The organism is Microbacterium thalli (genome assembly GCF_028737325.1).
Classification (GTDB): domain Bacteria; phylum Actinomycetota; class Actinomycetes; order Actinomycetales; family Microbacteriaceae; genus Microbacterium; species Microbacterium thalli.
Genome location: NZ_JAQZCH010000001.1, coordinates 1,261,029 through 1,274,697, shown reverse-complemented (window position 1 = coordinate 1,274,697; position 13,669 = coordinate 1,261,029). Strand labels below are relative to the sequence as shown.

General features: G+C 71.3%; 13 protein-coding genes. 9 read left to right on the top strand and 4 right to left on the bottom strand.

Features of this window, described 5'->3' with window-relative positions; genetic code table 11:
• Positions 1–51: 51 nt before the first annotated feature.
• Positions 52–699, bottom strand: coding sequence for an SDR family oxidoreductase (locus PUW82_RS06235; protein ID WP_274221420.1), 648 nt, complete (start codon positions 697–699; stop codon positions 52–54).
• Between the two features lie 41 nt (positions 700–740).
• Complete coding sequence (locus PUW82_RS06230; RefSeq protein WP_274221419.1) at positions 741–1,250, bottom strand: bifunctional nuclease family protein; 510 nt, start codon at positions 1,248–1,250, stop codon at positions 741–743.
• A 76-nt stretch (positions 1,251–1,326) separates the two neighbouring features.
• Here PUW82_RS06230 and PUW82_RS06225 point away from each other — a divergent pair, with 76 nt between their 5' ends.
• The 4 genes from PUW82_RS06225 to PUW82_RS06210 all read left to right on the top strand — a co-directional run bounded on the left by PUW82_RS06225 (position 1,327) and on the right by PUW82_RS06210 (position 4,776).
• The gene (locus PUW82_RS06225) at positions 1,327–2,364 is read left to right on the top strand and encodes an LLM class flavin-dependent oxidoreductase (protein ID WP_274221418.1); all 1,038 of its coding nucleotides are present in this window, start codon (positions 1,327–1,329) and stop codon (positions 2,362–2,364) included.
• A 121-nt stretch (positions 2,365–2,485) separates the two neighbouring features.
• A complete protein-coding gene (locus PUW82_RS06220; RefSeq protein WP_274221417.1) occupies positions 2,486–2,767 on the top strand; it encodes a GlsB/YeaQ/YmgE family stress response membrane protein in 282 nt (93 codons plus the stop codon).
• A gap of 255 nt (positions 2,768–3,022) precedes the next feature.
• Entirely contained in the window at positions 3,023–3,973 is a 951-nt protein-coding gene (locus tag PUW82_RS06215; protein ID WP_274221416.1) for an aldo/keto reductase, read from the top strand.
• 176 nt (positions 3,974–4,149) lie between these two features.
• The gene (locus PUW82_RS06210) at positions 4,150–4,776 is read left to right on the top strand and encodes a helix-turn-helix transcriptional regulator (protein ID WP_274221415.1); all 627 of its coding nucleotides are present in this window, start codon (positions 4,150–4,152) and stop codon (positions 4,774–4,776) included.
• A gap of 15 nt (positions 4,777–4,791) precedes the next feature.
• Here PUW82_RS06210 and PUW82_RS06205 read toward each other — a convergent pair whose 3' ends face one another.
• Positions 4,792–5,385: a TetR/AcrR family transcriptional regulator gene (locus tag PUW82_RS06205; RefSeq protein ID WP_274221414.1), complete on the bottom strand. Its 594-nt coding sequence runs from the start codon at positions 5,383–5,385 to the stop codon at positions 4,792–4,794.
• A 23-nt stretch (positions 5,386–5,408) separates the two neighbouring features.
• Here PUW82_RS06205 and PUW82_RS06200 point away from each other — a divergent pair, with 23 nt between their 5' ends.
• Positions 5,409–6,569, top strand: a complete 1,161-nt coding sequence (locus PUW82_RS06200; RefSeq protein WP_274221413.1) for an MFS transporter — start codon at positions 5,409–5,411, stop codon at positions 6,567–6,569.
• Between the two features lies 1 nt (position 6,570).
• Here the strand turns inward: PUW82_RS06200 and moaA are convergent, their stop codons facing one another.
• Positions 6,571–7,581: a GTP 3',8-cyclase MoaA gene (gene moaA / locus PUW82_RS06195; RefSeq protein ID WP_274221412.1), complete on the bottom strand. Its 1,011-nt coding sequence runs from the start codon at positions 7,579–7,581 to the stop codon at positions 6,571–6,573.
• A gap of 196 nt (positions 7,582–7,777) precedes the next feature.
• Between moaA and PUW82_RS06190 the strand changes: the two genes are divergently transcribed.
• The 4 genes from PUW82_RS06190 to cydC are packed head-to-tail and all read left to right on the top strand — an operon-like array spanning position 7,778 to position 13,666.
• Entirely contained in the window at positions 7,778–9,205 is a 1,428-nt protein-coding gene (locus PUW82_RS06190) for a cytochrome ubiquinol oxidase subunit I (protein ID WP_274221411.1), read from the top strand.
• Positions 9,206–9,215: 10 nt separating this feature from the next.
• Positions 9,216–10,247 carry a cytochrome d ubiquinol oxidase subunit II gene (gene cydB, locus PUW82_RS06185; protein ID WP_274221410.1) on the top strand — a complete coding sequence of 344 codons (1,032 nt, stop codon included), beginning with the start codon at positions 9,216–9,218 and terminating at the stop codon, positions 10,245–10,247.
• 54 nt (positions 10,248–10,301) lie between these two features.
• Positions 10,302–12,008 carry a thiol reductant ABC exporter subunit CydD gene (gene cydD / locus PUW82_RS06180; RefSeq protein ID WP_274221758.1) on the top strand — a complete coding sequence of 569 codons (1,707 nt, stop codon included), beginning with the start codon at positions 10,302–10,304 and terminating at the stop codon, positions 12,006–12,008.
• Positions 12,005–13,666: a thiol reductant ABC exporter subunit CydC gene (cydC, locus tag PUW82_RS06175; protein ID WP_274221409.1), complete on the top strand. Its 1,662-nt coding sequence runs from the start codon at positions 12,005–12,007 to the stop codon at positions 13,664–13,666. Before cydD ends, cydC begins: the two co-directional genes overlap by 4 nt.
• Positions 13,667–13,669 lie beyond the last annotated feature (3 nt).

The window sequence follows — 13,669 nt, the reverse complement described above, 5'->3', positions numbered from 1 at the left end:
CTGAGGAGTTACGCCCGCACCGGGCGCGGTACCTCGCCGCGGCGCGGGGTCTCAGCCGGCCGCGATGGCGTCGGCGACGGGGGTGTCGCCGCTCGAGAACTCGATCATCCGGCCGATGGTGGCGGGCTCGGCGAGCACCGCCGCGACGACCTCGGCGACGTCTCCGCGCGGAACGGACTGCTCGCCCGAACCGCCGACCGTGATCCTGCCGGTGGGCTCGTCGAGCGTGAGGGCGCTCGGGGCGACGATCGTCCAGTCCAGACCGCTCTCGCGCAGGTGGGCGTCGGCCTCGGCCTTTGCTTCGGCGTAGGCGTAGAAGGAGTCGTCCTCGGGCACGCCGTGGTCGGGGCCCGCGCCGAAGTACGACACCATGACGTAGCGCTTCACGCCCGCGGCGACCGCGGCGTCGATCGAGCGGATGGCGGCGTCGCGGTCGACGGCCCACGTGCGAGCGACGTCTCCCCCGCCGGCGCCGGCCGACCAGACCACCGCGTCGTTGCCGCTGACGAGGTTCGTCAGCTGCTCGGTGTCGAAGGATTCGATGTCGGCGACGAGCGGCGTGGCACCGGTCGCGGCGACATCCGCCTCGTGATCGCGATTGCGGATGACCGCGGTCACCGTGTCACCGCGTTCGGCGAGGATCGGCTCGAGCCGCTGCGCGACCTTGCCGTGACCGCCGATGATCAGGATGCGGGGCATGGGTGTTCCTTTCGTCGGGGGATGGGGTTCGGAGGGCGGGCTCAGCCGCGGAAGTCGTCGGGGTCGATGTCGTCGAGGAACTCGCGGAACTCGGCGACGCGCTGCTCCGCGGCCTCCGGTGTCTCGGCGCCCTCGGGGGCTTCACTGACCGTGTCGGGGATGCCGGCTTCGGCAAGCACGTCGTCGGCGACGAAGATCGGCGCACCCGCGCGCGAAGCGAGAGCGATCGCATCGGAGGGGCGCGCGTCGATCACCCGCGAGCCGGTCAGCGCGGTGACCGTGATCTCGGCGTAGAAGGTGCCGTCGTCGATGCGTGTGACCTCGACCCGATCGACCGTCGCATCGGTGGCATCGAGCAGGCGCACCATCAGGTCGTGCGCGAGCGGACGCGGCGGAGCCACCCCCTCGACGGCGACGAGGATGGATGTCGCCTCCTGCGACCCGATCCACACGGGAAGCACCCGGTCGGAGAGCGCATCGACGGGCTTGAGGAGGATCACATGCTGCTGCGCGGGATCGAGGGCGACCCCCAGGACGCGGACCTGGACCATGACACCTCCCGGGGTCGGTTTCGCCCAGCCTACGCACGCGGGAATGCGGGCGGGGGTCTCGTCGTTGCGGCTTGACATGCAGCGTTTCGGCACTCTCTCGTTCGGTCACTACGGTCCGCTCGGCGGTGGGCGCGAGCTCACGGCGGGCGATTCGATGCGGCAGGCGATCGACCTGGCGCAGGGGATGGACGACCTCGGGGCCGTCGGCGTGTACTTCCGCGTGCACCACTTCGCACGCCAGCAGGCATCACCCATGCCGCTGCTGGCCGCCATCGCCGCGACGACGAAGAACGTCGAGATCGGCACCGGCGTCATCGACATGCGGTACGAGAACCCCCTCTACCTCGCTGAGGAGGCCGCCGCCGTCGATCTGATCTCGGACGGCCGACTCGCGCTCGGTGTGAGCCGTGGCTCACCCGAGACCGTCGTCCGCGGCTACGAGACGTTCGGCTACACCGGGTCGCAGGACCCGCGCGGCGCTGACATCGCCCGCGAGCACTTCGACACGTTCCTCCGCGCCATCGAGGGTGAGGGTCTCGCCGAGCGCGACCCGAACAGCCCCTTCGGCGGCGGCAGCGGGATGCAGCGCATCGAGCCGCACTCCCCCGGACTCCGCTCGCGCATCTGGTGGGGCGCCGGCAACACCGAGTCCGCGGAGTGGGCCGGCCGGAAGGGCGTCAACCTGATGTCGTCGACCCTCCTCACCCAGGCCGACGGCACGCCGTTCGACATCCTGCAGGCGCAGCAGCTCGACGCGTTCCGCGCCGCGTGGCGCGAGGCCGGGCACGCGGGCCAGCCCCGCACGTCGGTCAGCCGCAGCATCTTCCCCATCACGACGGCCGAGGACGAGCTGTACTTCGGCGGCAGCAACGAGCAGGACGGCATCGGCTACATCGACGGCATGCGCTCGACCTTCGGCAAGACCTACGCCGCGGCGCCCGACGTCCTCGTCGAGCAGCTGCTGCAGGATGCCGCCGTACAGAGCGCCGACACGCTGATGCTGACCATCCCGAGCCAGCTCGGCGTCGAGTTCAACCTGCGCATCGTCGAATCGTTCGCGAAGTACGTCGCTCCCGCGTTGGGCTGGCAGCCCGAAGCCGTGACGGCCGGCTGAGGGTACAGGGACTGCCGACGCGAGTTCAAGCGCGTCGAGGCCTTCTCGAGAGGCGGCTACTGTCTCGGAGGCGCTCCGTTCGGGGTGCCTGCACCAGTTCCACGGAAGAAAGAGAAGCATCATGCTCTGGACGATCCTCGGTCTCATCCTCGTCGGACTGATCGCCGGCTTCATCGCTCGTGCCGTCATCCCCGGCAAGCAGAGCATCGGCATCCTGATGACCATCGTGCTCGGCATCATCGGCTCGTTCGTCGGTGGTTTCCTCGGGTTCCTGATCTTCAACCACAGCCCGGAAGGCGGCTTCCTGCAGCCCTCCGGCATCATCGGTTCGATCATCGGCGCGATCATCGTGCTCGGCATTTACGTGGCGGTCACCCGCCGTGGGTCCGCTCGCAAGCGCTGAGCGACGCTCACCCACCGCGACGGCGGGGCTGGCAGCTGCCGGCCCCGCCGTCGGCATTTGCCGGGCCGGCAGCCGGGGCCCGTTGCCGAGATTGGGTCGCCGCAACTCCTCAGATTCGGGCCTGATGCGGCTACCGAGGGCCGTTACGGCCGGAATCGGCCTGGATCTGAGGAGTTACGGCACACCGCTCCCCCGCCACCGCTCCCCGCGCACCGCCGCGCGGAATAGCCCCGGCGCAGCCGCGTTGACACCCGCATGACCACGATCGGAAACAGCGACCTGTCCGTTTTCCCGCTCGCACTGGGCGGCAACGTCTTCGGGTGGACCGCCGACCGCGACGCCTCGTTCGCGATTCTCGACGCGTTCGTCGAGGGTGGCGGCAACTTCGTCGACACCGCCGACTCTTACAGCGCCTGGGTGCCCGGCCATGCCGGCGGCGAGAGCGAGACGATCATCGGCGAGTGGCTCGCTGCTCGCAGCCGTCCCGAGGTCGTCGTGGCCACGAAGGTCAGCCAGCATCCCGACTTCCGCGGCCTGTCCGCGCCGAACGTCCGTGCCGCCGCGGAGGCGTCGCTGAAGCGCCTCGGGGTCGACGCGATCGACCTCTACTACGCCCACTTCGACGACGAAGAGACCCCGCTCGACGAGACCGTGGGCGCGTTCGGCCAGCTCGTCGCCGACGGCCTTGTGCGCCATGTCGCGGTGTCGAACTACAGCGCCGCGCGCATCGAGGAGTGGCTGCGCATCGCCGATGAGACCGGGGTCGCCCGCCCCGTCGCGATCCAGCCGCACTACAACCTCGTGCATCGCAACGACGTGGAGGAGGCGATCGCTCCCCTCGCCGAGCGCGAGAACCTCGGCCTCGTCCCTTACTTCGCCCTCGCGAAGGGGTTCTTGACGGGCAAGTACCGGTCGACGGATGCCTCCGGCCACGACTCTCCGCGCGCCGAGGGCGCGGCCGTCTACGCGACGCCGCAGGGCCTGCAGATCGTCGACGCGCTCGAGCGGATCGGTTCCGGTCATGGTGTTTCCATCGCGGCGACGGCGCTCGCCTGGCTGCGCGCGCAGCCGACCGTGGTCGCGCCGATCGCCAGCGCGTCGCGTCTCGACCAGGTTCCCGCGCTGCTCGACGGCGGTCGGGTCGAGCTCACCGCCGACGAGGTCGCCGAGCTCACGCGTGTGTCGACCTGGACGCCCGAGGCCTGACGCACCGGCATCCGTCCCTCGCACACCGACGAACCTCGGGAGTCTGCTGTCGCAGGCGTCCGAGGTTCGTCGGTTTCTGCGGACTTCCTGCCGCTCCCGGCGCCTGTTTCCGGCGACATCCTCCAAAAGCTCGCGTGTGGTATGACCACACGGTCTTTTCCGTGTTTAATGGGGGCATGAGCACCGCGACCGTCGGATACAGCGTCATCTCGAGCTACTCCCGCGTGGAGATCCTGCACCTGATCCAGGAGCAGCCGCGCCGGACCATCCTGGAACTCCAGGAAGCGACGGGGCTGCACCCGAACACCATCCGCGAGCACCTCACCCGGCTCATCTCCGACGGTTTCATCGTCGCCGAGAAGGAGCACCGGACGACCCGGGGACGCCCGCGCGTGCTCTACAGCGCCGCCGACGGCGACGCGACTCGCAGCGCGATCCAGCGCCGCAAGGTCCGCGACGCCGCCCAGCGCGGTGACCTCATGCGCCGGGTGCTGACGCTCGACGTCCCCGACGTGCTCGAGACCGCGGCACTGCACCAGATCGACGCGCTCGTCGAGGAGCTCGAGGACGAAGGGTTCGACCCGATCATCGACGAGAGCGCCCTCACCGTCGACCTGACGCCGTGCGCGCACGCCGAGGCGCAGGCGTCGCACCGCGAGGTGCTGTGCAGCGTGCACCTGAGCCTGCTGCAGGGCGTGCTCTCCGAGGCCGGCGGCCCGCTCGCCGTCGACGGCATGCGCTCGTCCTGCGACCCGTCGGTGTGCATCATCCAGCTGCTGCACGCCGCGACGACGCACGACTGATCCGCGCTCCCCCCGTCATCCGTCGGCGCGGGCGGCGCGGTCCGACCGGGCGGCAGCCACCACGATCGCAGCCGTCGACCGCGCGCGACTCGAGCCGTAGCCCGGCTCGCGCAAGCGCATTGCGAGGTCGCCGCTGACGAGGATGAGCAGCCGCTCGGCCAGCTCCGCGGCACCCTCCGCGCCGGAGACCGGGACGGCGAGCTCGGTCAGGTGGGCGCGCATTCCGGCGGTGTCGTCGCCCACGGCCGACGCCACCTCGGGTGGCGCCTCGGCATACTCGGCCGCCGCACCCAGGAAGGCGCACCACCGCGACCCGCGCGGCCGATCGCGGAACGTCTCGAGCGCGTCGAAGATCGCCAGCAGGCGTTCCTCCGCGCCGCCGGCGCGTTCCACGGCGGCATCCCACGCGGCTCGCCACGATCGCTGCCGGCGCTCGAGCGCGGCGGCGAGCAGAGACTCTTTGCTCGGATAGCCGCGGTACAGCGTGGCCGCGGAAACGCCGGCGCGGGCGGTCACGGCATCGATCGGCGTCGCCGCGATGCCCCGAGTGAAGAAGAGGTCCTCCGCCGCGTCGAGGATCCGCGCCTCGGTCGTCGGCCGCAATCCCATGTCAGCACTCTATGCTCGGGAAAGTGAAACGACCGTTTTTGTTTCGACGGGTCGCCCTCGTCACTGCCGGGACCGCCCTCATCGCCGCGACGTACGGACTCGTGCGCCTGGCATACGGCCTGCACCTGCCGGAGATGAGCGCCGACCTCGGCATCGACACTGCGACGGCGGGAAAGATCTCGGCCGCGGCTTCGCTCGTCTACGGCGGTGCAGCCCTGCTCGGCTTCGTGCTCGGCGCCACGCGGCCCCGACTGCTCGTCGTCCTCGCGATGCTCACGGCGGGCGGCGGCGCGGCCGGCATCGCCCTCGCGCCGGACGCCGCGGTGCTCGCCGTGTCAGCCGCGGTGAGCTCGGCCGGTGCCGGGCTGGCGTCACCCGCCCTGGTGCGCCTCGTCCACGCCGCCTTCGACGGCGATGACTCCGACGCGGCACAGGCGATCGTCAACGCCGGAACCGGTCCGGGACTCGTCGCGGCCGGCCTCATCGCGCTCGCCGTGACGCCCGACTGGCGCGTGGCGTGGCTGATCGCGGCGGTCGCGACGCTCGGCGCCGGACTCGCCGTACTCGCTCTCGCCCGTCCCGCCGATGCCCGCAGCGCCGCAGCCCGTCGCCTGCCGCCCGCGCCATGGTGGCGACGCCACCGCCGCCCCGTGGCGGCCGCCGCGCTGTTCGGGGTCGGCGCTGCGGCGGTATGGAACTACGGCCGCGTGGTCATGGTGGATGCGGGCGCCACAGAGTCGGCCTCGGTGCTGGCCTGGATCTGCGTGGGATGCGGCGGGGCCGCGGTCATCGCGACGGCCCCGCTGACCGGTCGCGCCGCGCCGCGCCGTGTGTGGCTCATCGCGACCGCGGTGGCCGCGGTGGGAACGGCGGCACTCGGCGCTTTCCCGGGCCAGCCGCTGACCGCCGCGGTCGCGTGCGCCCTGTTCGGGTGGGGCTACGTTGCGGCATCCGGAGCGCTCATCGGGTGGACGACCGGCATCGACGCCGATCGCGCCGCCGCCGGGACGGCCGCCCTGTTCGTCGTTTTCATGATCGGGCAGGCGGCCGGTGCGACAGTGCTCGGGGCGGCCCTGCCGGTTGCCTGCCCGACCGTCGCCTTCGTCGCCGCCGGAGCGCTCAGCGTGGGCGCGGGCCTCCTCGCCGCGGGATGGCGACGGGTACCCGCTCGCGACGTCGGGTGAGTCAGCCGCCGATCGCGTTCATGCCGCGCGCGGGCTGGAGGAAGCCCGGGTCGTCGATGGCGTGACCGGCGCGCTTGCCCGCGACGCAGTTGCGCAGCACGCGCTCGATCTCGAAAGCTCGGCCCGCTTCCGGCTCGGCCGAGCGCAGGACCGGCAGCAGGTCGTACTCGTCGTTCGAGAACAGGCAGTTGCGCAGCTGGCCGTCGGCGGTCAGCCGCAGCCGATCGCACGCGCCGCAGAACGGTGCGGTCACCGACGCGATGACACCGACGACGTGGGGGCCGCCGTCCAGTCGCCACTGCTCGGCAGGGGCGCCGCCGCGACCGGGCACCGGCGTGAGCTCCCAGCGCTGCGACAACGCCTCGAGGATCTCCTCGCGCGTCACCATCGTCGAGCGGTCCCACGTGTGCCCGGCATCCAACGGCATCTGCTCGATGAAGCGCATCTCGGCGTCGTTCGCCACGGCGAAGGCCACCAGGTCGGCGAGCTCGTCGTCGTTGACACCGCGCATGGCGACGGCATTGATCTTCAGCGGGCGCAGCCCCGAGTCGCGCGCCGCTCGGACGCCGTCGAGGACATCATCGAGCCGGTCGCGCCGCGTCAGGCGGGCGAACCGGTCGCGGTCGACCGTGTCGAGCGAGATGTTCAGTCGCTTCAGACCCGCGGCGACCAGGTCGGGCAGCACCTCGGGCAGCCGGATGCCGTTCGTCGTCATCGCGATCTGCACCGGTCCTGTCGGGGCGCGCAGCGCCGAGAGCCGGCGAACGATGTCGACGATGTCGGTGCGCAGGAGCGGCTCGCCGCCGGTGAGGCGGAACGTCGTGACCCCGGCCGCGGCAGCCACGGTCGCGACCTCGACGATCTCGTCGACGGTCACGATGCTCTGCCGGGCGAGCCATTCATTGCCCTGCTCGGGCATGCAGTACGTGCAGCGCAGCGAGCAGCGATCGGTCAGCGAGATCCGCAGGTCACGGTGGACCCGGGCGAATCGGTCGACGAGCGGCTCCGGCATGGTCCGAGCGTAGACGGCGGGTGACACCCCGAGGGCCGAGCGGAGTGAACCCGCAGGGGAACCTGTGGTCTGACATCTGCTTGCTTTGTGGTCTGACCACGCTTAGCATTATTTCCGGCGGTCTTCCTCACCGGGAAAAATCCCGCTCGATACCTTCAGCCTGTCGAAACCCTCGCCTCCCGAAAGGCACCGCCCGATGGACTTCCTCGATCCGCTCCTGCTGGCCCGCTGGCAGTTCGGACTCACGACGCTGTACCACTACCTGTTCGTCCCGCTGACCCTCGGCATGGCGCTGGTCGTCGCGATCTTCCAGACCGTCTGGCACCGCACCGGCAACGTGAAGTGGCTGCACCTGACCCGGCTGTTCGGCAAGATCTTCCTCATCAACTTCGCGATGGGCGTGGTCACCGGCATCGTGCAGGAGTTCCAGTTCGGCATGAACTGGTCGGCCTACTCACGCTTCGTCGGTGACGTGTTCGGGGCGCCGTTGGCGTTCGAGGGCCTACTCGCCTTCTTCTTCGAGGCGACCTTCATCGGGCTGTGGATCTTCGGCTGGGACAAGCTGCCGAAGGCGCTGCACCTCTTCTCCATCTGGATGGTGGTGTTCGGATCGACCCTGTCGGCGTACTTCATCCTCGCGGCGAACGCCTTCATGCAGAACCCCGTCGGCTACCAGATCGCCGCCGACGGCGGCCGGGCCGAGCTGATCGACTTCGGGGCGGTCCTGACCAATCCGATCGTGCTCGCCGCCTTCCCGCACACGATCTTCGCCGCGTGGATGTTCGCCGCAGCCGTCGTGATCGCCGTGGCCGCCTGGCACATCTCGCGCGCCCAGCACATCGAGACGATGCGCCCCGCGCTGCGCTTCGGCATGTGGGGCATGCTCGTCTCGTTCGTCGGCGTCGCCATCTCGGGCGACCAGCTGAGCCTGGTCATGGTCGCGACGCAGCCGATGAAGATGGCGGCCGCCGAGGCGATGTTCAACACCGCCTGCGGTGCCGACGCCTCGTTCTCGATCTTCTCGATCGGCACACCGGACGGCAGCGCCGAGGTGTGGTCGCTGCGCGTGCCGTATCTGCTGTCATTCCTGTCGACCCACAGCTTCGACGGTTGCGTCGAGGGTCTGAACGATCTCCAGGCCCAGTACACCGAGACCTTCGGCGCCGGAGTCGACTACCGCCCGATCGTCTGGGTCACCTACTGGTCGTTCCGCTGGATGATCGGCCTCGGCGGCATCGCGACGCTGATCTCGGTCGCGGGTCTGTGGGTCACCCGCACGAAGGCGACCCGCCCCGTCGCACCGTGGATGTGGAAGGTCGCCATCTGGTCAGCGCCGCTGCCGCTGCTCGGCAGCCTCGTCGGCTGGGTCTTCACCGAGATGGGCCGCCAACCGTGGATCGTCTTCAGCCTCATGCTCACCGAGGACGGCGTCTCGCCGAACGTTCCGGGCTGGACCGTGCTGATCTCGCTCATCGCGTTCACGCTGGTCTACGCCGCCCTCGCGGTGGTGGAGTTCGGCCTCATCCGCAAGGCCGCGCAGAAGGGTCCGGACCCCCTGCCCGAGCCGGGCTCCCCCGAGGCAGAGGCCGCCTCCTCCTCCCACACCCAGACCACCGTTTACTGAGGAGCACGCCATGGATCTCGCATACGTCTGGTTCTTCATCGTCGGTGTCCTCTTCGTGGGCTACTTCGTCCTCGACGGCTTCGACTTCGGCGTCGGCATGTCATTGCCCTTCCTCGGCAAGGACAACGTCTCGCGCCGGCAGATCATCAACACGATCGGGCCGGTGTGGGACCTCAACGAGACCTGGGTGATCGTGGCGGGCGCGTGCCTGTTCGCCGCCTTCCCGGAGTGGTACGCAACCCTCTTCAGCGGGTTCTACCTGCCCCTGCTGATCATCCTCATCGCGCTGATCCTGCGTGGGGTGTCGTTCGAGTACCGCCACCAGCGCGACGATCCCACATGGCGCAAACGCTTCGACCTGATGATCGTGTGGGGGTCGGCGCTGCCGGCCTTCTTGTGGGGCGTCGCGGTCGCGAACATCGTCCAGGGTGTACCGATCGACGCCGACAAGGAGTTCACCGGCACACTGCTGACGCTGCTCAACCCCTACGGACTCCTCGGCGGCGTCGTGACGCTGCTGCTCTTCTTCACCCACGGCGTGTACTTCGTCGCCCTCAAGACCGACGGAGACGTGCGTGAACAGGCCCGCCGGCTGGCCACGAAGTCCGGGCTGCTGACGCTCGTCGCCGCGGCGTTCTTCCTCGCCTGGACCGTGCTCTCGGCGATGGGCGCCCAGGCCCCCCTGCTTCCGCTGGTCGTGGTCGCGGCCGTGGTGGCTGCGCTGATGCTCATCACCGCGATCCTGGCGAATGCCCGGGGCCGCGAGGGCTGGGCGTTCGCGGCCGGCGCCGGAACCGTGATGTTCGCGGTGCTGACCCTGTGGCTGTCGCTCTTCCCGAACGTCATGCCGTCGTCGACCGACCCGGCCTTCCACCTCACGATCGAGAACGCCTCGTCGACCGACTACACCCTGTCGATCATGACGTGGGCCGCGGTGATCTTCCTGCCCCTGGTCCTGCTGTACCAGGGCTGGACGTACTGGGTGTTCCGCAAGCGGGTCACCCGGGCACGCATCGAAGAGGCCGAGCTCGTCGCCCACTGACGCCGCGGGCCGGGTCGGCCGGTCATCGCGGTAAGGCAGGATCGAAGGGTGAGCATGGACCAGCGCGACGAACCCGCGCGCGCGAGCGGCCGGCCCGTCGATCCGCGCCTGCTGCGGTACGCGCGCACGTCGCGCGTGTTCTTCGTCGTGATCGCGGCCATCGGACTGGGCCAGACGGTCGTCGTGGTCGCGTTCGCGTGGCTCCTCACCCGCGCGATCGTCGGAGCGGTCGACGGGATGCCCGCCGCCGAGCTGTCCGGCGTGCTCGCCGCCCTCGGCGGGGTCGTGGCCGCGCGCGCCGGGCTGCTGTGGCTGCGCGAAGCGCTGTCGGCACGGGCGGCCGCGCGGGTGCGGAGCGAGCTGCGCACGGCGCTCACCACCGCCGTCGGCCGTCTGGGTCCGGGGTGGCTCGCGACCCGCAACTCGGCCCAGCTGGCCGTCACCGCCGGGCGCGGCCTCGACGCACTCGACGCCTACTTCGGTCGGTACCTGCCGCAACTCGTCCTCACCGCGATCGCGACGCCCGTGCTCATCGCCGTCATCTGGTGGAGCGACTGGGTCTCGGGTCTCACGGTGCTGCTGACGATGCCGCTCATCCCGCTGTTCATGGTGCTCATCGGTCTGGCCACCCGGGCGGTGCAGCGCGCGCAGTGGCAGACGCTGCGCCAGCTCGCGGCGCGCTTCGCCGACACCGTCCGCGGCCTGTCGACCCTCACCGTCTTCGGCCGCCAGCACCGCGCCGCGACGTCGATCGAGCGCGTCACCGAGACCTACCGGGTCGAGACGATGCGGGTGCTGCGGGTGTCGTTCCTGTCGGGCTTCGCGCTCGAGTTCCTCGCCTCGATCTCCGTCGCCATCGTGGCCGTCTCCATCGGCTTCCGCCTCATCGACGGCTCGCTCGGCCTGGCTGTCGGCCTGTTCGTGCTGCTCCTCGCACCCGAGGCCTACTTGCCGCTGCGTCAGGTCGGTGTGCAGTTCCACGCCGCCGCCGAAGGGGTCGCCGCCACCGACGACGTCTTCGACGTCCTGGATGCCGCGCGCGCCCGACCCGCGGACGCATCTGACCGGGCCGCGGCCGACGTCTCTCCCGCGACGCAGGATGCCGCGCCGGGCGGCACCGTCCGCGCGACCGACCTACGGGTGCGGCGGGGCGACCTGCTGCTGGAGCCCGTGACGTTCACCGCCGAGCCGGGAACCGTCACGCTGCTCGCCGGCCCGAGCGGTTCCGGCAAGTCGAGCGTCTTCGCCGCGTTGCGTGGGGTGGCGGACTTCGAGGGCGAGCTGTCCGTCGACGGCGCTCCCCCGCGCCCGGCGTCGACGTGGCTGGCATGGGCCGGTCAGGAGCCCGGACTCATCGCCGGCACGGTCGCCGAGAACGTCACGCTCGGCTCGCCCGCCGACACCGTCTCGTCGGAGCACGGACGCCGCCTGCTCCGCCGGGCGCAGAAGCTCGCCGGCGCGGGCGACATCGACCCGGGTCTCGAGCTCGGCGTCCGGGGCTCCGGCCTGTCGGGCGGGCAGGCCCAGCGCATCGCCGTCGCGCGCGCTCTCTACCGGCACCTCAGCGGCGCGGCATCCGTCATCGCCCTCGATGAGCCCAGCGCCGCGCTCGACGCCGAGACCGAGGCGGAACTCTGGCAGAGCCTGCGCCGGCTGGCCGACGACGGCGCGACCGTGCTGCTCATCTCGCACCGAGCCTCGGCCGGCGTGATCGCCGACGCGATGGTGACCGTCCGCGCGGCACAGGAGGTGACGGCGTGACGACCACACGAGAGGTGCTGCACGGCGCGCTGCCCCCGGCCCGGAAGTTCTGGCCCGCCCTGGCGACCGGTTTCGCGACCGAGGCCGCAGCGGTGGCTCTGCTCGCCTGCAGCGCGTGGCTCATCGTCCGCGCGAGCGAGCAGCCCGCCGTCATGTACGTCATGGCCGCCGTCGTGGGCGTGCGCGCCTTCGCGATCGCCCGCGCCGTGTTCCGCTACCTCGAGCGCCTGACGTCGCACGACGCGGCGCTGCGGCAGCTCGCGGCGACCCGTACCGACCTCGTCCGCCGGCTGATCCCCCTGGCCCCCGACGGCCTGGGCCGTGTACGGCGCGGCTCCGCGCTGTCGGCGCTCGTCGACGACGTCGACGATCTGCAGAACCTGCCGTTGCGCGTCGTCGAGCCCCTCGTGGCCTCGGCGACCGTCGCGCTGGCGTCGGTGATCTTCGTCGCGTCGGTGTCATGGCCGGCAGCGCTGACGCTGCTCGGCTGCCTCGCTCTCGCGGCGACGGCGGCGACCGGGTGGGGCTGGCTCGCCGGCGCCCGGGCCGAGCGCACCATCGCGCCGCTGCGCGCACGCCTGGCCGACGCGGTCGCCGACCACCTCGGCAGCCTCGACGTGCTGCTCGCCTTCGGCGCCGAGTCCACGAGCCGCGAGCGCATCGAGGCCGCCGACCGCGAACTGCGGCGCGCCGTCGTGCGCCGCGCCGGCGCACAGGCCGGCAGCACGGCGATCGTGTCACTGGCCGCCGGAGCCGCCTCGATCCTCGCCGTCGCGGTGACGGCGCCCGACGTCGCGACGCTCGGCGGCCCGTGGCTCGCGGTCGCGGTGCTGGTGCCGATGGCGGTGTTCGAGGTCTTCACGACGGTGCCGCTCGCGGCGGCGTCGTGGCGCCAGGTGCGCGCCTCGGCTGAGCGCATCGCCGACACGGTGCCGAGCGACATCCCCGCCGGACTCGTCTCGAGCGATCTCTCCCCCACGGGAACCGCGCCCGCCCTCGGCGACGGTCTGCACCTGCGCGGCGTCTCGGTGTCATGGCCCGGCGCCACCCGTCCCGCGCTCGCGGACGTCGACCTCGACGTCCGCCCCGGCGAACGGGTGCTCGTGGTCGGGTCGAGCGGCGCGGGCAAATCCACGCTCGCGCACGCGCTGGTGCGGTTCCTCGAGGTCGACGGCAGCTACCGCATCGGCCGCACCGACGTTCGCGACCTCGCCCCCGACGACGTCCGCCGGACGGTCGGCCTGTGCGAACAGCAGCCGATGCTCTTCGACGAAGACATCCGTCAGAACCTGCTCTTCGCGCGCGACACCGCCACCGATGCCGAGCTCGAGGCGGTGCTCGACCGCGTCGGCCTGGGCCCGTGGCTCCGCGAACGCGGAGGGCTCGATGCGCGCGTGGGCGAGCACGGCTCGCTCGTCTCGGGCGGCCAGGCGCAACGCATCGCCCTGGCGCGCGCCCTGCTGCACGGCTTCCCCGTGCTCGTGCTCGACGAGCCGACGGCGGGGGTCGACCCCGCGGCATCCGACGCGCTCCTGCACGACATGCTCGCCGCGGTGGACGGCGAGCGGGCCGTGGTGCTGATCTCGCACGTGCGGGTGCCCGCCGAGCTCGTCGACCGCACGGTGCGGATCGCCGACGGCCGGGTCGTCACCGGCTGAGCG

What these genes read in the sequence shown, in the direction of transcription:
- moaA (WP_274221412.1), bottom strand. Translation starts at nt 7,581, where the DNA reads ATGCCGGAGCCGCTCGTCGACCGATTCGCCCGGGTCCACCGTGACCTG.
- PUW82_RS06215 (WP_274221416.1), top strand. Translation starts at nt 3,023, where the DNA reads ATGACCACGATCGGAAACAGCGACCTGTCCGTTTTCCCGCTCGCACTG.
- cydD (WP_274221758.1), top strand. Translation starts at nt 10,302, where the DNA reads ATGGACCAGCGCGACGAACCCGCGCGCGCGAGCGGCCGGCCCGTCGAT.
- PUW82_RS06210 (WP_274221415.1), top strand. Translation starts at nt 4,150, where the DNA reads ATGAGCACCGCGACCGTCGGATACAGCGTCATCTCGAGCTACTCCCGC.
- PUW82_RS06235 (WP_274221420.1), bottom strand. Translation starts at nt 699, where the DNA reads ATGCCCCGCATCCTGATCATCGGCGGTCACGGCAAGGTCGCGCAGCGG.
- PUW82_RS06225 (WP_274221418.1), top strand. Translation starts at nt 1,327, where the DNA reads ATGCAGCGTTTCGGCACTCTCTCGTTCGGTCACTACGGTCCGCTCGGC.
- cydB (WP_274221410.1), top strand. Translation starts at nt 9,216, where the DNA reads ATGGATCTCGCATACGTCTGGTTCTTCATCGTCGGTGTCCTCTTCGTG.
- PUW82_RS06220 (WP_274221417.1), top strand. Translation starts at nt 2,486, where the DNA reads ATGCTCTGGACGATCCTCGGTCTCATCCTCGTCGGACTGATCGCCGGC.
- PUW82_RS06230 (WP_274221419.1), bottom strand. Translation starts at nt 1,250, where the DNA reads ATGGTCCAGGTCCGCGTCCTGGGGGTCGCCCTCGATCCCGCGCAGCAG.
- PUW82_RS06205 (WP_274221414.1), bottom strand. Translation starts at nt 5,385, where the DNA reads ATGGGATTGCGGCCGACGACCGAGGCGCGGATCCTCGACGCGGCGGAG.
- PUW82_RS06190 (WP_274221411.1), top strand. Translation starts at nt 7,778, where the DNA reads ATGGACTTCCTCGATCCGCTCCTGCTGGCCCGCTGGCAGTTCGGACTC.